This is a genomic window from Pseudomonas sp. B21-040 (assembly GCF_024748695.1).
GTDB lineage: Bacteria > Pseudomonadota > Gammaproteobacteria > Pseudomonadales > Pseudomonadaceae > Aquipseudomonas.
On record NZ_CP087176.1, the window covers coordinates 6,496,942 to 6,512,949 of the forward strand.

A 16,008-nucleotide genomic window follows, 5' to 3' on the forward strand; every position below is an offset into this window, starting at 1 on the left:
CCTGAATGACCCTCGAACGCGAAGCCGCCGCCAACACCGCCAAGGTCCTGTCCGAAGCGCTGCCTTATATTCGCCGCTATGTCGGCAAGACACTGGTGATCAAATACGGCGGTAACGCGATGGAAAGCGAGGAGCTGAAAACCGGCTTCGCCCGCGACATCGTGTTGATGAAAGCTGTGGGTATCAACCCGGTGGTGGTTCACGGTGGCGGCCCGCAAATCGGCGACCTGCTCAAGCGCCTGTCGATCGAGAGCCACTTTGTCGATGGCATGCGCGTCACCGACGCCGCGACCATGGACGTGGTGGAAATGGTGTTGGGCGGCCAGGTCAACAAGGACATCGTCAACCTGATCAACCGTCACGGCGGCAGCGCCATCGGCCTGACCGGTAAAGACGCCGAGCTGATTCGTGCGAAGAAGCTCACCGTCACCCGCCAGACCCCAGAGATGACCCAGCCGGAAATCATCGACATCGGCCACGTCGGCGAAGTGGTCGGCATCAACACTGACCTGCTGAACCTGCTGGTCAAAGGTGACTTCATCCCGGTGATCGCGCCGATTGGCGTCGGCGCCAACGGTGAGTCGTACAACATCAACGCTGACCTGGTGGCCGGTAAAGTTGCCGAAGCACTGAAAGCTGAAAAGCTGATGCTGCTGACCAACATCGCTGGCCTGATGGACAAATCGGGGACGGTCCTGACCGGCCTGACCACCCAACAGGTCGATGACCTGATCGCCGACGGCACCATCTACGGCGGCATGCTGCCGAAAATCCGTTGCGCGCTGGAAGCGGTGCAAGGCGGCGTGGGCAGCTCGCTGATCATCGATGGTCGCGTGCCTAACGCGATCCTGCTGGAAATCTTCACCGATACCGGCGTGGGCACCTTGATCAGCAATCGCAAGCGCCCTTAAGCGATTGCGAATACAAAAAGACCCCGCTCAGCCTGGCTGAGCGGGGTCTTTTTTTATCCACCAATGCCTGTAGGAGCAAGGCTTGCCCGCGATGAACGATAACGCGGTGCATCAGAGACACCACGGCGTATCAATCGTGGGCAAGCCATGCTCCTACAGATCGGCGTCTCAGACGCCGAATTGGGCGCGGTAGGCTTCTACGGCTGGCAGGTGCTGCTTGAGCTGCGGATCGTCTGCCAGGAATTCCAGCACCTGGTTCAGCGACACAATGCTGATGACCGGGATACCGAAGTCACGCTCGACTTCCTGAATTGCCGACAACTCGCCGTTGCCACGCTCCTGACGGTTCAGGGCGATCAGCACGCCCTTGGCCTTGGCGCCGTCCTGGGAAGCGATGATCTGCATCACCTCACGAATCGCGGTCCCTGCAGTGATCACGTCATCGATGATCAACACATCGCCGGTCAGCGGTGCGCCGACCAGGCTACCGCCTTCGCCGTGGGCCTTGGCTTCTTTGCGATTGAAGCACCATGGCAGATCACGGTCATGATGCTCAGCCAGGGCCACCGCAGTGGTCGCCGCCAACGGGATGCCTTTGTAGGCCGGGCCAAACAGCACGTCGAACGAAATGCCGCTCTCGACGATGGCTGCCGCGTAGAAGCGACCCAGCTGTGCAAGTGCCGAACCCGAGTTGAACAGGCCGGCATTGAAGAAGTAAGGACTGGTACGCCCGGACTTCAGGGTGAACTCACCGAAGCGCAAAACGCCGCGATCGATGGCAAAACGAATGAAATCGCGCTGATACGCTTGCATGCAAAAAACCCCAAATACCACGGATTTAGCTAATTAGGTTGACGCCGTGTATCATACACGCACGCGATTTTTGGGGCCATTTATGCGGATCATCAGTGTGAACGTCAATGGTATTCAGGCTGCAGTCGAGCGTGGTTTGCTCAGTTGGCTGCAAGCACAGAATGCCGACGTCATCTGCCTGCAGGACACCCGCGCCTCCGCCTTTGAACTGGACGATCCAGCCTTCCAACTGGATGGCTACTTCCTTTATGCCTGCGATGCCGAAGTCCCCGCCCAAGGTGGCGTGGCTTTGTATTCGCGGTTGCAACCGAAGGCAGTCATCAGCGGCCTGGGCTTCGAGACAGCCGACCGCTACGGGCGTTACCTGCAAGCCGATTTCGACAAGGTCAGCATCGCGACCTTGCTGCTCCCTTCGGGGCAGAACGGCGATGAAGACTTGAACCAGAAGTTCAAGCTAATGGACGATTTCGCCCGTTATCTGGATAAACAGCGGCGCAAACGTCGCGAGTACATTTACTGTGGCTCGCTGTACGTGGCGCAACAAAAGCTGGATATCAAGAACTGGCGCGACAGCCAGCAATCCCCGGGATTCCTGGCACCTGAGCGTGCCTGGATGGACGAGATTGTCGGCAATATGGGTTATGTCGATGCCCTGCGCGAAGTCAGCCGTGAAGGTGACCAGTACAGCTGGTGGCCAGATAACGAGCAGGCTGAGATGCTCAACCTGGGCTGGCGTTTCGACTACCAGTTGCTGACCCCGGGCCTGCGCCGCTTTGTTCGCAGCGCACGCCTGCCACGTCAGCCACGGTTCTCGCAGCATGCACCGCTGATCGTGGACTACGACTGGACGCTGACTATCTAAGCGTCGATTCGCAGATGCAAAAAAGCCGACATCACTGTCGGCTTTTTTGTGGGCAACGATTTGTGCGATGGCTTACTTGATCAACCGCCAGGTAAATGGGTAACGATAGGGAAACCCTTCGTTAGCCTTCACACCCGCAATAATCGTCAGCACCAACGCGCCAATCGCCACCAGACCGAACAGGAAGAACCCTACGATCACCACCATCAACAGGAAACAGACAGTGGACGCAATGGCGACGGTGATCTGAAAGTTCAGCGCCTCCTTGCCCTGTGCATCGACGAAGGGGTCCATCTCTCGTTTCATCTGCCAGAGAATCAGCGGGCCGATCAGCGTGCCGAACGGAATCCAGATCCCCAGCAAGGCGGACAAGTGACAAAACATTGCCCACTGCCGAACTTCTTTGCTCGGCGTGGGAAGCAGCTGTTGCTCGTCACTCATACCGTCCTCCTTGTCTGGTGCGGGTCCAATCAGTCGGCCAGTGCAGCCTTCTGCAGTTCGAAGATCTCGTTCATGCCTTTCTTCGCCAGTTCCAGCATAGCGTTCAGCTCTTCAGGCTGGAACGGTGCGCCTTCGGCAGTGCCCTGAACTTCGATGAAACCGCCAGTACTGGTCATCACCACGTTGAGGTCGGTCTCGGCAGCCGAGTCTTCCAGGTAGTCGAGGTCGAGCACTGGTTCGCCCTGATACATACCCACCGAAACGGCAGCGATCATTTGCTTGAGCGGGTCGCCGCCTTTCAGGCCGCCGCGCTTCTTGATCACTTTCAAGGCATCGACCAGCGCAACCATGGCACCGGTGATGGACGCGGTACGGGTGCCGCCGTCAGCCTGGATCACGTCGCAGTCGACATACAGGGTCACGTCGCCCAGCTTGGACATGTCCAGCGCCGCGCGCAGGGAACGACCGATCAAACGCTGGATTTCCAGGGTACGGCCGCCTTGCTTGCCACGGCTCGCTTCACGCTGGTTACGCTCGCCGGTGGCGCGCGGCAGCATGCCGTACTCGGCGGTCAACCAGCCTTGGCCCTGACCTTTGAGGAAACGCGGCACGCCGTTTTCGACGCTGACGGTGCAGATGACTTTGGTGTCACCGAACTCGACCAGTACAGAACCCTCGGCGTGTTTGGTGTAGTTGCGGGCAATGCGGATCGAGCGGAGCTGATCGGCAACGCGACCACTTGGACGTTTCATAGGGAATACCTGTACGGGGACGGAAAACTGCGGAGCATTATAGAGCCGTCGGCCACGACTGGGCACTTCTAAAAAATCTGGCCGACGACCGAAGGCCCTGAACAGCGCTTTACCGACGGCCTGCCGCCTTTTGTCACAGCGTGTGTTTGGGCGCATCCGCCCCACTGCGCTACAATCCTGCGCCTTTGCTGCCTGTCGGCTTTAATTCACAGATATCGGGTCTGCGACACCTTTGGTAATGCATCGACCCGACTTGCGAGGTACCTCCATGGTGCACAGCATGACCGCCTTCGCCCGCGTTGAAAAAGCCGGCACCCAAGGCACCCTGAGCTGGGAACTGCGCTCGGTCAACAGCCGCTACCTGGAGCCGCACTTGCGCCTGCCGGAATCGTTTCGCGACCTCGAAGGTGCGGTCCGCGAAGCCCTGCGCCAGGGAATCTCCCGGGGCAAGCTTGAATGCACCCTGCGCTTCACCGAAGAAAACACCGACAAACCCCTGCAAGTGGACCGCGAGCGCGCCGCACAACTGGTCGCCGCCGCCGAGACGATTGCCAGCCTGATCAAAAATCCTGCGCCGCTCAACCCGCTGGAAGTGCTGGCCTGGCCAGGCGTGCTGGTAGGCGACGCCGCCGACCCGCAAGCCCTGAATGCCGAAGCGCTGGCGCTGTTCAACGAAGGCCTGAAAGAACTCAAGGCCGGTCGCGAACGCGAAGGCGCGGAGTTGGCACGGCTGATCAACGATCGCCTGACCGCCATTGAAGAAGACGTCGTCACCCTGCGCGAACTGGTCCCGCAGATGCTTGCCACACAGCGCCAGAAAGTCCTCGACCGCTTCGCCGACATGAAGGCCGATCTGGACCCGCAGCGACTGGAGCAGGAAATGGTCCTGCTCGCGCAAAAGAGCGATGTGGCCGAAGAACTGGATCGCCTGAGCACTCACATCATCGAAGTTCGCCGGGTCCTCAAATCCGGTGGCGCTGCTGGACGGCGCCTGGACTTCCTGATGCAGGAACTCAACCGCGAAGCCAACACACTGGGCTCCAAAGCCTTCGACCCGCGCAGCACCCAGGCTGCGGTCAACCTCAAAGTGTTGATCGAGCAGATGCGTGAACAAGTGCAGAATATTGAGTAAGGCAACCCCGACATGACCCACAGCACCGGCACCCTGTACATCATTTCCGCGCCTTCGGGCGCGGGCAAGAGCAGTCTGGTCAAGGCCCTGACCGACGATGATCAAGAGATCCGCGTCTCGGTCTCCCACACCACCCGCGCCATGCGTCCCGGTGAAGTGAATGGCGTGAACTACAACTTCGTCACGCGCGAAGAGTTCGTGAAGATGATCGAGCACGGGGACTTCCTGGAGCGCGCCGAAGTGTTCGGCAACCTCTATGGCACCTCGCAAAGCCACCTGCAACAGACCCTGGACGCAGGCCACGACCTGATTCTGGAAATCGACTGGCAAGGTGCCGAGCAGGTGCGCAAGCTGATGCCTCAGGCGCGTTCGATCTTCATTCTGCCGCCGTCGCTTCAAGCCTTGCACCAGCGGCTGACCAACCGTGGCCAGGACAGTGACGAGATCATCGACGGCCGGATGCGCGAAGCCGTCAGCGAGATGAGCCACTATGTCGACTACGACTACCTGATCATCAACGACGATTTCGCTCACGCACTGCATGATCTGAAGGCGATTTTCCGTGCCAATCAGCTGCATCAGAAGCGTCAGCAGCAGCGTAACGGAAAACTTTTGGCCGAATTGCTCGGCTAATCAGCTCTTCCCAAAACCGCTGCAAGGGCTTTACATTGGCACTTGCAGCGCGTTGAAGGGTCTGGTCAAAAAATCAGCGCTTCCCTAATCGCTGGTGATTTTTTAAACTGTTGAGTCCGCTCGCCCAACCGGGCAGCGCGCATATTGCATTCGCTCCGAGGAATACCATGGCCCGCGTAACCGTTGAAGACTGCCTAGAACACGTGGAAAACCGCTTTGAGCTGGTCATGCTCTCTACCAAGCGTGCCCGTCAACTGGCCACCGGCGGCAAAGAGCCCCTGGTTCAGTGGGAAAACGACAAGCCTACCGTTGTAGCCCTGCGCGAAATCGCGGAAGGCCTGATGAGCTACGAGTTCATCGCCAACGCTGAAATCGTCGAAGACGAACCGCTGTTCGCAGCGTTCGAGGACGAGTCCAACGAGGCCGTCTAAGCCATGCCTGGTCGACGTAGCACGGCGCGGGGTCACAGCGAACGGCAGGAATTATCATGCCGAGCATAGACGCCCTCGCCGATCGCTTATCGACCTATCTCGGCAAGGACCAGGTCAACCTGGTCCGCCGAGCGTACTTCTACGCCGAACAGGCCCACGACGGTCAACGCCGCCGTAGCGGTGAGGCGTACGTCACGCATCCTCTTGCAGTGGCGAATATTCTTGCCGACATGCACATGGACCATCAGAGCTTGATGGCGGCCATGCTGCATGACGTGATCGAAGACACCGGTATTGCCAAGGAAGCGCTGCAAGCGCAGTTCGGCGAAACCGTGGCCGAACTGGTCGACGGGGTCAGCAAACTGACCCAGATGAACTTCGAGACCAAAGCCGAAGCCCAGGCCGAAAACTTCCAGAAAATGGCGATGGCCATGGCGCGCGATATTCGCGTGATCCTGGTCAAACTGGCCGACCGCCTGCACAACATGCGGACCCTGGAAGTGCTGTCCGGCGAAAAACGCCGACGGATCGCCAAGGAAACCCTGGAAATCTATGCGCCCATCGCCAACCGGCTGGGCATGCACGCCATCCGCATAGAATTCGAAGACCTCGGCTTCAAGGCCATGCACCCGATGCGTTCCGCGCGGATCAACCAGGCGGTCAAACGCGCCCGGGGCAACCGCAAGGAAATCGTCAACAAGATCGAAGAGTCCCTCAGCCACTGCCTGGCCATCGACGGCATTCAGGGCGAGGTCAGCGGTCGCCAGAAACACCTCTACGGCATCTACAAGAAAATGCGCGGCAAGCGTCGGGCCTTCAACGAGATCATGGACGTCTACGCGTTCCGGATCATCGTCGACAAGGTCGACACCTGCTACCGCGTGTTGGGTGCTGTGCATAATTTGTACAAGCCGTTGCCGGGGCGCTTCAAGGATTACATCGCAATCCCCAAGGCCAACGGCTACCAGTCGCTGCACACCACGCTGTTCGGCATGCACGGTGTACCGATCGAGATCCAGATCCGCACCCGTGAAATGGAAGAGATGGCCAACAACGGCATCGCCGCCCATTGGCTGTACAAATCCAGCGGCGACGAACAGCCAAAAGGCACGCATGCCCGCGCCCGCCAGTGGGTCAAAGGCGTGCTCGAAATGCAGCAACGCGCCGGCAACTCGCTGGAATTCATCGAAAGCGTGAAGATCGACCTGTTCCCGGACGAGGTCTACGTGTTCACGCCCAAAGGCCGGATCATGGAGCTGCCCAAAGGCTCCACGGCGGTCGACTTCGCTTACGCGGTGCATACCGACGTGGGCAACAGCTGCATCGCCTGTCGGATCAATCGTCGTCTCGCACCGCTGTCCGAACCGCTGCAAAGCGGCTCCACGGTCGAGATCGTCAGCGCCCCCGGCGCACGTCCGAACCCGGCATGGCTCAACTTTGTAGTCACCGGCAAGGCGCGCACGCACATCCGCCATGCGCTGAAACTGCAACGCCGCTCCGAATCCATCAGCCTGGGCGAACGCCTGCTGAACAAAGTCTTGAACGGCTTCGACAGCTCGCTGGAAAAAGTTGCGGCCGAGCGCGTCAAGGCGATGCTCACCGAGTACCGCCTCGAACTGATCGAAGACCTGCTCGAAGACATCGGCCTGGGCAATCGCATGGCTTATGTGGTCGCCCGCCGCCTGCTTGGCGAAGGCGAGCAGCTGCCAAGCCCGGAAGGCCCGCTGGCGATTCGCGGCACCGAAGGTCTGGTACTCAGCTACGCCAAGTGCTGCACACCGATCCCGGGAGACCCGATTGTCGGTCACCTGTCAGCGGGCAAAGGCATGGTCGTGCACCTGGACAACTGCCGCAACATCAGCGAAATCCGCCACAACCCGGAAAAATGCATCCAGCTCTCGTGGGCCAAGGATGTCACCGGCGAATTCAACGTCGAGTTGCGCGTCGAACTGGAACACCAGCGCGGCCTGATCGCGCTGCTGGCCAGCAGCGTCAATGCGGCCGACGGCAACATAGAAAAAATCAGCATGGACGAACGCGACGGTCGTATCAGCGTGGTCCAACTGGTAGTCAGCGTGCACGACCGCGTGCATCTGGCCCGCGTGATCAAGAAACTGCGTGCCTTGACCGGGGTGATCCGCATCACCCGCATGCGTGCGTAAAGCCCACTATTACAAGGAGTCATTCATGACCAAGACTGTTATCACCAGCGACAAGGCCCCGGCCGCTATCGGTACATACTCCCAGGCGATCAAGGCTGGCAACACTGTTTACATGTCGGGTCAAATTCCTCTGGACCCAAAAACCATGGAACTGGTTGAAGGCTTCGAAGCCCAGACCGTCCAGGTGTTCGAGAACCTCAAGGCCGTGGCCGAAGCGGCTGGCGGTTCGTTCAAGGACATCGTCAAACTGAACATCTTCCTCACCGACCTGAGCCACTTCGCCAAGGTCAACGAGATCATGGGCAAGTACTTTGACCAGCCTTACCCTGCTCGCGCCGCCATCGGCGTAGCTGCCCTGCCAAAGGGTTCGCAGGTTGAGATGGACGCCATTCTGGTCATCGAGTAATACGCACGGCGCAGCCCCAAAAGGCTGCGCCGATCTTGTTTTGAAAGGATTCCACCATGCGCCAAGCGCTAGCTCTCTCGCTGGTCGCCCTACTCTTGGGCGGTTGTGCCAGCAACCCTGCCGACCGTGACGTCAGCGGCACCTGGATCAATCAGGTGGCGATCGACGCTGCAGCCAAAGGCGGCCCCCTGCGTGAAGCGCTCCAGGCCTATGGTCCGAACCTGGAATGGGACATCAACACCAAGGCCGGACAGGCCCGCTACACCAACGGATTTGAAAATGTCGAAGGCAAGCTGCTGGGCGAACAGTCCGGCGCCTGGAAAGTCGACTTTTATGGCAGCTCCGCCAGCGAGCTGAAGCGTGACGGCAAGCGACTGAGCCAGATCGCCAGTGACAATGAGCCTGCGCAAGTCTTCGACCGCGCGCAGATTCAGGTTCCGGAGGGCGCACCGATTGGTGCGAGCTTCGAACGTTCGCTGTACTCGGCCTACATGGGCGGCAGCTGGAAAATCGTCAGCGGCCCCGGCGAAGGCAATACCGTGCAATTCCAGGCGGACGGCCAGGTTGCCGGCCTGCCCGGCGCAGACCGCTATGCCCTGTGCCTGGCCGGTGATTGCGCGTCGATGAGCGGCGGCAACGACAACATCTGGTTGCAGCTGAACGGTCAGGGCAATACCTGGATCTTCGCCCGCAAGGGTGACGAACTGGAGATTTTCCAGACGATGAACGCGGCACAGGCGGACGAGATGCCTTCGTTCACGCCGGGTGATCGCAAGTGGGTGCTGGAAAAGCAGTAACCCGGATCTGAAGCCAAAAGATAACCCTGTGGGAGCGGGCTTGCCCGCGATGAGGTCATAACATTCAACATCCAGGTTGACTGTTACGCCGCCATCGCGGGCAAGCCCGCTCCCACAGTTGTATGTGGCGTTAGCCCTGGCCCTCAAGGATCGCGGCATAACCCTCGCGATAACTCGGATACTTCGGCGTCCAGCCCAACGCCTTCGCCCGGGCGTTGCTGCAACGCTTGCTGCCGGTGCGGCGCACGCTGGCGTCTTCTGCCCATTCGGTAACGCCCAGATATTCGCGCAACCAGCCCACCACATCCGCCAGCGCTGCCGGCGCATCGTCGACGCCGATGTACACTTCATCCAGCACCACGCCGCGGTGGTCCGCTTCAAGCAGACACGCCAGCAGCCCTGCCGCATCGTCGGCATGGATGCGATTGGCGTACAACGGCGGCTCGGTCACCACGCGATAACCGCGGCGAACCTGAGTCAGCAACCATTCACGGCCCGGGCCGTAGATGCCGGTCAAGCGCACGATACTGGCCGGGATGCCACTGTTCAGGGCCACTTGCTCGGCTTCAAGCATCACCTGCCCGGAATAGCCGACCGCCGCGGCTGGCGAAGTCTCATCGATCCATTCACCTTGCTGCTGGCCGTACACACTGCTGCTGGATACGAACAACAGGCGTTTAGGTGCCTGCCCATAGTCGTCCAGCCACTCCAGAACATGCTTCAAACCCTGGACATAAGCGGCGCGGTAACCGGCTTCATCGTGATCGGTCGCAGCCGCGCAATACACCAGGTAATCCACCGCACCGATTGGCCAGGTCGCGGGGCAATCCTTGTTGAACAAGTCGCCGGCCACGCCAATCACACCCTCGGGCAAGCGCGAGACATCACGCCGCAAGCCGTGAACCTCCCACCCCGAAACCAGCAGTTGGGTGGCCAAGCGGCTGCCGACATCACCGCAACCGGCGATCAGAACAGAGGGTGCGGACATCAGAAAACTCCCATCGGAAAGCCACAGACTACCGCCGGTACAGGACGAGCGGCTAGCAATGCAGGAAAAAAAGAGACTCTATTACTTTTGTTAACAAGAATTACTTGCAATAATGCACGCCACTTTTGTTCTCGGCCCCTCGAGGCCTGGAAGAACACTCACCGTCTTTATTCTCTCAGGTCCGGCCAGCATGACACGCAATCAATTCCCCGCTTCGCCAACCAAACGCCCTCGCGCCTGGAGTGCAGTGGCCGCTCTGTTGCTGAGCGTGATGCTGGCGCCGACCGCCGCCTTCGCTGATGCACAAGTGCCAGCCACTCCGGCCGCCGCCGTAGCACCCGCGCCAGCCGATCACGCAGCCCCGGCCGCCGCTCCTGCCGCGACCGATCCGGTTCAGGCTGTTGACGCTGCAGACGTTCCTGAAGTACTCGAAGCCGACAACACCCTGGGCATGGCCCACGACCTGTCGCCATGGGGCATGTACCAGAACGCCGACATCATCGTGAAAATCGTGATGATCGGCCTGGCCATTGCCTCGATCATCACCTGGACGATCTGGATCGCCAAGGGTCTGGAGCTGATAGGCGCCAAGCGTCGTCTGCGCACCGAAATCGTCCACCTGAAAAAAGCCACCACGCTCAGAGAAGCCAGCGCTTCGGCGACCAAGGAAGGCACCCTCGCCAACCTGCTGGTCCACGACGCCCTGGAAGAAATGCGCCTGTCGGTCAACAGCCGCGAGAAAGAAGGCATCAAGGAACGTGTTGCCTTCCGTCTTGAGCGCCTGGTGGCCGCCTGTGGTCGCAACATGAGCAGCGGCACCGGCGTCCTCGCCACCATCGGTTCCACCGCGCCGTTCGTGGGTCTGTTCGGCACCGTATGGGGCATCATGAACAGCTTCATCGGCATCGCCAAAACCCAGACCACCAACCTCGCTGTTGTGGCTCCCGGCATCGCCGAAGCCCTGCTGGCGACCGCGCTGGGCCTGGTTGCCGCGATCCCGGCCGTTGTCATCTACAACGTCTTCGCCCGCTCCATCGCCGGTTACAAGGCCCAAGTGTCCGATGCCTCGGCTGAAGTCCTGCTGCTGGTCAGCCGTGACCTCGATCACCTGCCGACCACCGAGCGTTCCACGCAACCGCACATGGTCAAAGTAGGGTAATCAGCCATGGGCTTGCATTTGAAAGAAGGCGCAGACGACGATCTGGCCGAGAACCACGAAATCAACGTCACGCCGTTTATCGACGTGATGCTGGTGCTGTTGATCATCTTCATGGTGGCAGCGCCGCTGGCCACCGTGGACATCAAGGTTGACCTGCCCGCCTCCACCGCCAAGCCAGCGCCACGGCCGGAGAAGCCGGTATTCCTGAGCGTCAAGGCTGACCAGCGCCTGTTCCTCGGCGAAGACGAAGTGAAGGCCGAGGCACTCGGCGCCACACTCGACGCCAAGACCAAGGGCAAGAAAGACACGACGATCTTCTTCCAGGCCGATAAAGGCGTGGATTACGGCGACCTGATGAGCGTGATGGACAACCTGCGTTCAGCCGGTTACCTGAAGGTAGGTCTGGTCGGGCTTGAGTCGGCAGTCAAGAAATGACCACGACGCGCCATAAGCTGACGCGTTACAGCGGTAGCCTGGCCGTGGTGCTGGGCGTTCACGCACTGGCCATCGCGCTGGCGCTGAACTGGACGTCGCGCCCGCCGATCCAATTGCCGCCGCAGGCAATGCTGGTCGAGTTGGCACCGGTCCCGGCACCGCCACCGCCTGCACCGCCCAAGGTCGTCACACCGCCACAGCCACCGGCCCCGGTGGAAGAACTGCCGATCCCGAAGCTCGCTGAAGCGCCGAAGGCCGAGATTGCCGTGCCCAAGCCGGTCAAACCCAAGCCCAAGCCGCAACCGCCCAAGCCTGTGGAGAAAAAGCCGGAGCCGCCGAAGGAAAAACCGTCCGAGGAAAAACCGAGCGACGCGCAGCCGACCCAGGCACCGACCGAGAAATCCGCACAACCGGCACCGGGTCCATCGCCCGCACAGCAGGCTGCCAAAGCCAGCTGGGAAGGCACTTTGCTTGCTCACCTGGGCAAGTACAAAAAGTACCCGGCCAGTGCGCAGCAGCGGGGCAAGGAAGGCACCAACCGTCTGCGCTTCGTCGTGGATGGTGAAGGCAACGTGTTGTCGTTCGAGCTGGTGGGCCGCTCCGGCACTGCCGATCTGGACCGGGCGACCCTGGAAATGATCCGCCGCGCCCAACCGCTGCCCAAGCCACCGGCCGACATGCTCACCAACGGCACCATCGAAATCACGGCACCGTTCCTGTACTCGCTGGAAAAACGCCGCCGTTAAGCCAAACGCAAATTCCTTGTAGGAGCCGAGCTTGCTCGCGATAGCGGTATAGCTGTCAACGATGATGCTGAATGTTATCGCCTCATCGCGAGCAAGCTCGGCTCCTACACGGTTATGCAACAGCCAGCAAAGGCACCCGAAAGGTGCCTTTTGCGTATCTGCCAGCGGCAAACCTGCATTACCCGGTGTCACTCAACACACTCACTCTGATAACGTGCGTCTATCGATTGCAGCCGTTATGCTTGGCGCGCAACTTCATGGACGCTTGCTATGACTCTCACAGAATTACGCTACATCGTTACCCTCGCCCAAGAGCAGCACTTCGGCCACGCGGCCGAGCGTTGCCACGTCAGCCAGCCGACCCTGTCGGTGGGCGTGAAAAAGCTTGAAGACGAACTCGGTGTGCTGATTTTCGAGCGCAGCAAGAGTGCCGTGCGCCTGACCCCGGTCGGCGAAGGCATCGTGGCCCAGGCGCAGAAAGTCCTGGAACAAGCCCAAGGCATCCGCGAACTGGCCCAGGCCGGCAAAAACCAGCTGACCGCCCCGCTGAAAGTCGGCGCCATCTACACTGTCGGCCCGTACCTGTTCCCGCACCTGATTCCGCAACTGCACCGGGTCGCCCCGCAGATGCCGTTGTACATCGAAGAAAACTTCACCCACGTGCTGCGCGACAAACTGCGCAACGGCGAGCTCGACGCGATCATCATCGCCCTGCCGTTCAACGAAGCCGACGTGCTGACCCTGCCGCTCTACGACGAACCGTTCTACGTCCTGATGCCGGCCCAGCACCCGTGGACACAAAAAGACTCCATCGACGCCAGCCTGCTCAACGACAAGAGCCTGCTGCTGCTCGGCGAAGGCCACTGCTTCCGCGATCAGGTACTGGAAGCCTGCCCGACCCTGACCAAAGGCAACGACGGCGCCAAGCACACCACGGTGGAATCCAGCTCCCTGGAAACCATCCGCCACATGGTCGCGTCCGGCCTCGGCATCTCGATCCTGCCGCTGTCGGCCGTCGATAGCCATCACTACGCCCCCGGCGTGATCGAAGTGCGTCCACTGACGCCGCCGGTGCCGTTCCGCACCGTGGCCATCGCCTGGCGCGCCAGCTTCCCGCGCCCGAAGGCGATTGAAATCCTCGCTGACTCCATTCGCCTGTGCTCGGTGGCCAAGCCGTCCGTGCCGGTGGTGGCGGCGTAAGTTGCTGTCATGACCGAGTTGTCGCAAGTGTCGGTGACGGCACTCAAGGGTGTCGGCGAGGCCATGGCCGAGAAGCTGGCCAAGGTCGGCCTGGAGAATCTTCAGGACGTGCTGTTTCACCTGCCCCTGCGCTATCAGGACCGCACCCGTGTGGTCCCGATCGGCCATTTGCGACCGGGGCAAGACGCCGTGATCGAAGGCACCGTCAGCGGCGCCGACGTGGTCATGGGCCGTCGCCGCAGTCTCGTTGTACGCCTGCAGGACGGCACCGGCGGGCTCAGCCTGCGCTTCTACCATTTCAGCAACGCACAGAAAGAAGGCCTCAAACGCGGCACGCGGATTCGCTGCTACGGCGAAGCCCGGCCCGGTGCCTCGGGGCTGGAAATCTACCACCCGGAATACCGCGCCATTACCGGCGACGAACCGCCGCCGGTGGATGAAACCCTGACCCCGGTGTATCCGCTCACCGAAGGCCTGACCCAACAGCGTTTGCGCCAACTGTGCATGCAAACCCTGACAATGCTCGGCCCGACCAGCCTGCCCGACTGGCTGCCAACCGAACTGGCGCGGGACTATCAACTCGCGCCGCTGGCCGACGCAATCCGCTACCTGCATCACCCGCCCGCCGATGCCGACGTCGACGAACTCGCCCTCGGTCATCACTGGGCGCAGCACCGTCTGGCCTTCGAAGAACTGCTGACCCATCAACTGTCCCAGCAGCGGTTGCGCGAGAGCATGCGTTCCCTGCGCGCGCCCGCCATGCCGAAAGCCACGACGCTGCCGGCCAAGTACCTGGCCAATCTGGGTTTCGCACCGACCGGCGCACAGCAACGGGTCGGCAACGAAATCGCTTACGACCTGAGCCAGCACGAACCGATGCTGCGCCTGATTCAGGGCGACGTCGGCGCGGGCAAAACCGTGGTCGCCGCCCTCGCCGCGCTTCAGGCGTTGGAAGCCGGTTATCAAGTCGCATTGATGGCACCCACCGAAATCCTCGCCGAGCAGCACTTCATCACCTTCAAGCGCTGGCTCGAACCGCTGGGCATTGAAGTCGCGTGGCTGGCCGGCAAGCTCAAGGGCAAGAACCGCGTCGCTGCGCTGGAACAAATCGCTGGCGGCACACCGATGGTGGTCGGCACCCACGCGCTGTTCCAGGACGAAGTGCAGTTCAAGAACCTCGCGCTGGTGATCATCGACGAACAACACCGCTTCGGCGTGCAGCAGCGCCTGGCGTTGCGGCAGAAAGGCGTCGGCGGGCGGATGTGCCCGCATCAGTTGATCATGACCGCCACACCGATCCCCCGTACGCTGGCCATGAGCGCCTACGCCGACCTCGACACCTCGATCCTCGACGAACTGCCGCCCGGTCGAACGCCGGTCAACACCGTGCTGATCACCGACACCCGACGCGTTGAAGTCATCGAACGCGTACGCGGCGCCTGTGCTGAAGGGCGTCAGGCCTATTGGGTGTGCACGCTGATTGAAGAGTCGGAAGAGCTGACCTGTCAGGCCGCCGAAACCACTTACGAAGACCTCACCGCCGCACTCGGCGAGTTGAAGGTCGGGCTGATCCACGGCCGCATGAAGCCGGTGGAAAAAGCCGCCGTGATGGCCGAGTTCAAGGCCGGCAACCTGCAACTGCTGGTCGCCACTACCGTGATTGAAGTTGGCGTCGACGTGCCCAACGCCAGCCTGATGATTATTGAAAACCCCGAGCGCCTTGGCCTCGCGCAACTGCACCAGTTGCGTGGCCGTGTCGGTCGGGGCAGCGCCGCCAGCCATTGCGTGCTGCTCTACCATCCGCCGCTGTCACAGATCGGCCGTCAGCGCCTCGGTATCATGCGTGAAACCAACGACGGTTTTGTCATCGCCGAAAAAGATCTCGAACTGCGCGGCCCCGGCGAAATGCTCGGCACCCGCCAGACCGGCCTGCTGCAATTCAAGGTCGCCGACCTGATGCGCGACGCCGATCTGTTGCCCGCCGTGCGCGACGCCGCCCAGGCATTGCTGGAGCGTTGGCCGACCCACGTCAGCCCGTTGCTCGACCGCTGGCTGCGCCATGGGCAGCAATACGGCCAAGTGTGAGCACCGTCGCAGTTTGTGGACGATGCTTTTAAACAAGCTGGTTATACTCCTGCGA

The 16,008-nt window shown here is 60.9% G+C and carries 17 protein-coding genes; 13 read left to right on the forward strand and 4 right to left on the reverse strand.

The annotated features are described in order from the left end of the window. Nucleotides 1–5 precede the first annotated feature (5 nt). The gene (gene argB, locus LOY55_RS29840; protein ID WP_046030681.1) at nucleotides 6–911 is read left to right on the forward strand and encodes an acetylglutamate kinase; all 906 of its coding nucleotides are present in this window, start codon (nucleotides 6–8) and stop codon (nucleotides 909–911) included. Between the two features lie 168 nt (nucleotides 912–1,079). Here argB and pyrE read toward each other — a convergent pair whose 3' ends face one another. Next, complete coding sequence (gene pyrE / locus LOY55_RS29845) at nucleotides 1,080–1,724, reverse strand: orotate phosphoribosyltransferase (protein ID WP_046030683.1); 645 nt, start codon at nucleotides 1,722–1,724, stop codon at nucleotides 1,080–1,082. An 82-nt stretch (nucleotides 1,725–1,806) separates the two neighbouring features. Here pyrE and LOY55_RS29850 point away from each other — a divergent pair, with 82 nt between their 5' ends. Further along, nucleotides 1,807–2,586, forward strand: a complete 780-nt coding sequence (locus LOY55_RS29850; RefSeq protein ID WP_003176915.1) for an exodeoxyribonuclease III — start codon at nucleotides 1,807–1,809, stop codon at nucleotides 2,584–2,586. Nucleotides 2,587–2,658: 72 nt separating this feature from the next. Here LOY55_RS29850 and LOY55_RS29855 read toward each other — a convergent pair whose 3' ends face one another. Together LOY55_RS29855 and rph are read right to left on the reverse strand one after the other, a co-directional pair. Then, nucleotides 2,659–3,027 (reverse strand): DUF4870 domain-containing protein, encoded by a 369-nt coding sequence (locus LOY55_RS29855; protein ID WP_109785742.1) that lies wholly within the window; start codon nucleotides 3,025–3,027, stop codon nucleotides 2,659–2,661. Between the two features lie 29 nt (nucleotides 3,028–3,056). Next, nucleotides 3,057–3,779 carry a ribonuclease PH gene (rph, locus tag LOY55_RS29860; RefSeq protein WP_223523039.1) on the reverse strand — a complete coding sequence of 241 codons (723 nt, stop codon included), beginning with the start codon at nucleotides 3,777–3,779 and terminating at the stop codon, nucleotides 3,057–3,059. Between the two features lie 268 nt (nucleotides 3,780–4,047). Here rph and LOY55_RS29865 point away from each other — a divergent pair, with 268 nt between their 5' ends. The 6 genes from LOY55_RS29865 to LOY55_RS29890 all read left to right on the forward strand — a co-directional run bounded on the left by LOY55_RS29865 (nucleotide 4,048) and on the right by LOY55_RS29890 (nucleotide 9,340). Then, the gene (locus LOY55_RS29865; protein WP_109785743.1) at nucleotides 4,048–4,911 is read left to right on the forward strand and encodes a YicC/YloC family endoribonuclease; all 864 of its coding nucleotides are present in this window, start codon (nucleotides 4,048–4,050) and stop codon (nucleotides 4,909–4,911) included. 12 nt (nucleotides 4,912–4,923) lie between these two features. Continuing rightward, the gene (gene gmk, locus LOY55_RS29870) at nucleotides 4,924–5,544 is read left to right on the forward strand and encodes a guanylate kinase (RefSeq protein ID WP_046030688.1); all 621 of its coding nucleotides are present in this window, start codon (nucleotides 4,924–4,926) and stop codon (nucleotides 5,542–5,544) included. Nucleotides 5,545–5,711: 167 nt separating this feature from the next. Continuing rightward, nucleotides 5,712–5,975, forward strand: a complete 264-nt coding sequence (gene rpoZ, locus LOY55_RS29875; protein WP_003177259.1) for a DNA-directed RNA polymerase subunit omega — start codon at nucleotides 5,712–5,714, stop codon at nucleotides 5,973–5,975. Between the two features lie 56 nt (nucleotides 5,976–6,031). Further along, nucleotides 6,032–8,137: a bifunctional GTP diphosphokinase/guanosine-3',5'-bis pyrophosphate 3'-pyrophosphohydrolase gene (gene spoT / locus LOY55_RS29880; protein ID WP_017341489.1), complete on the forward strand. Its 2,106-nt coding sequence runs from the start codon at nucleotides 6,032–6,034 to the stop codon at nucleotides 8,135–8,137. Between the two features lie 25 nt (nucleotides 8,138–8,162). Next, on the forward strand, nucleotides 8,163–8,543 hold the full coding sequence (locus tag LOY55_RS29885; RefSeq protein WP_003229509.1) for a RidA family protein: 381 nt from the start codon (nucleotides 8,163–8,165) through the stop codon (nucleotides 8,541–8,543). Nucleotides 8,544–8,599: 56 nt separating this feature from the next. Continuing rightward, nucleotides 8,600–9,340 (forward strand): hypothetical protein, encoded by a 741-nt coding sequence (locus tag LOY55_RS29890; protein WP_046030692.1) that lies wholly within the window; start codon nucleotides 8,600–8,602, stop codon nucleotides 9,338–9,340. A 130-nt stretch (nucleotides 9,341–9,470) separates the two neighbouring features. On the opposite strand, the gene LOY55_RS29895 is transcribed toward LOY55_RS29890, so the two are convergent. Then, nucleotides 9,471–10,328 (reverse strand): SDR family oxidoreductase, encoded by an 858-nt coding sequence (locus LOY55_RS29895; RefSeq protein WP_223523040.1) that lies wholly within the window; start codon nucleotides 10,326–10,328, stop codon nucleotides 9,471–9,473. A gap of 190 nt (nucleotides 10,329–10,518) precedes the next feature. Between LOY55_RS29895 and exbB the strand changes: the two genes are divergently transcribed. The 5 genes from exbB to recG all read left to right on the forward strand — a co-directional run bounded on the left by exbB (nucleotide 10,519) and on the right by recG (nucleotide 15,953). Next, on the forward strand, nucleotides 10,519–11,487 hold the full coding sequence (gene exbB / locus LOY55_RS29900; RefSeq protein WP_109785745.1) for a tonB-system energizer ExbB: 969 nt from the start codon (nucleotides 10,519–10,521) through the stop codon (nucleotides 11,485–11,487). Nucleotides 11,488–11,493: 6 nt separating this feature from the next. Next, nucleotides 11,494–11,922 carry a TonB system transport protein ExbD gene (gene exbD, locus LOY55_RS29905; protein WP_046030695.1) on the forward strand — a complete coding sequence of 143 codons (429 nt, stop codon included), beginning with the start codon at nucleotides 11,494–11,496 and terminating at the stop codon, nucleotides 11,920–11,922. Beyond that, entirely contained in the window at nucleotides 11,919–12,668 is a 750-nt protein-coding gene (locus LOY55_RS29910) for an energy transducer TonB (protein WP_077431030.1), read from the forward strand. Before exbD ends, LOY55_RS29910 begins: the two co-directional genes overlap by 4 nt. A gap of 270 nt (nucleotides 12,669–12,938) precedes the next feature. Beyond that, a complete protein-coding gene (locus tag LOY55_RS29915) occupies nucleotides 12,939–13,868 on the forward strand; it encodes a hydrogen peroxide-inducible genes activator (protein WP_077431029.1) in 930 nt (309 codons plus the stop codon). A gap of 9 nt (nucleotides 13,869–13,877) precedes the next feature. After that, complete coding sequence (gene recG, locus LOY55_RS29920; RefSeq protein WP_223523042.1) at nucleotides 13,878–15,953, forward strand: ATP-dependent DNA helicase RecG; 2,076 nt, start codon at nucleotides 13,878–13,880, stop codon at nucleotides 15,951–15,953. The last annotated feature ends 55 nt before the right edge of the window (nucleotides 15,954–16,008 follow it).

Excerpts from the sequence above, each read along its gene's own strand:
- rpoZ (WP_003177259.1), top strand. The coding sequence starts at position 5,712 with ATGGCCCGCGTAACCGTTGAAGACTGCCTAGAACACGTGGAAAACCGC.
- LOY55_RS29865 (WP_109785743.1), top strand. The coding sequence starts at position 4,048 with ATGGTGCACAGCATGACCGCCTTCGCCCGCGTTGAAAAAGCCGGCACC.
- gmk (WP_046030688.1), top strand. The coding sequence starts at position 4,924 with ATGACCCACAGCACCGGCACCCTGTACATCATTTCCGCGCCTTCGGGC.
- spoT (WP_017341489.1), top strand. The coding sequence starts at position 6,032 with ATGCCGAGCATAGACGCCCTCGCCGATCGCTTATCGACCTATCTCGGC.
- argB (WP_046030681.1), top strand. The coding sequence starts at position 6 with ATGACCCTCGAACGCGAAGCCGCCGCCAACACCGCCAAGGTCCTGTCC.
- LOY55_RS29850 (WP_003176915.1), top strand. The coding sequence starts at position 1,807 with ATGCGGATCATCAGTGTGAACGTCAATGGTATTCAGGCTGCAGTCGAG.
- pyrE (WP_046030683.1), bottom strand. The coding sequence starts at position 1,724 with ATGCAAGCGTATCAGCGCGATTTCATTCGTTTTGCCATCGATCGCGGC.
- LOY55_RS29895 (WP_223523040.1), bottom strand. The coding sequence starts at position 10,328 with ATGTCCGCACCCTCTGTTCTGATCGCCGGTTGCGGTGATGTCGGCAGC.
- LOY55_RS29915 (WP_077431029.1), top strand. The coding sequence starts at position 12,939 with ATGACTCTCACAGAATTACGCTACATCGTTACCCTCGCCCAAGAGCAG.
- exbB (WP_109785745.1), top strand. The coding sequence starts at position 10,519 with ATGACACGCAATCAATTCCCCGCTTCGCCAACCAAACGCCCTCGCGCC.
- LOY55_RS29855 (WP_109785742.1), bottom strand. The coding sequence starts at position 3,027 with ATGAGTGACGAGCAACAGCTGCTTCCCACGCCGAGCAAAGAAGTTCGG.
- rph (WP_223523039.1), bottom strand. The coding sequence starts at position 3,779 with ATGAAACGTCCAAGTGGTCGCGTTGCCGATCAGCTCCGCTCGATCCGC.
- LOY55_RS29910 (WP_077431030.1), top strand. The coding sequence starts at position 11,919 with ATGACCACGACGCGCCATAAGCTGACGCGTTACAGCGGTAGCCTGGCC.
- LOY55_RS29885 (WP_003229509.1), top strand. The coding sequence starts at position 8,163 with ATGACCAAGACTGTTATCACCAGCGACAAGGCCCCGGCCGCTATCGGT.
- exbD (WP_046030695.1), top strand. The coding sequence starts at position 11,494 with ATGGGCTTGCATTTGAAAGAAGGCGCAGACGACGATCTGGCCGAGAAC.
- LOY55_RS29890 (WP_046030692.1), top strand. The coding sequence starts at position 8,600 with ATGCGCCAAGCGCTAGCTCTCTCGCTGGTCGCCCTACTCTTGGGCGGT.
- recG (WP_223523042.1), top strand. The coding sequence starts at position 13,878 with ATGACCGAGTTGTCGCAAGTGTCGGTGACGGCACTCAAGGGTGTCGGC.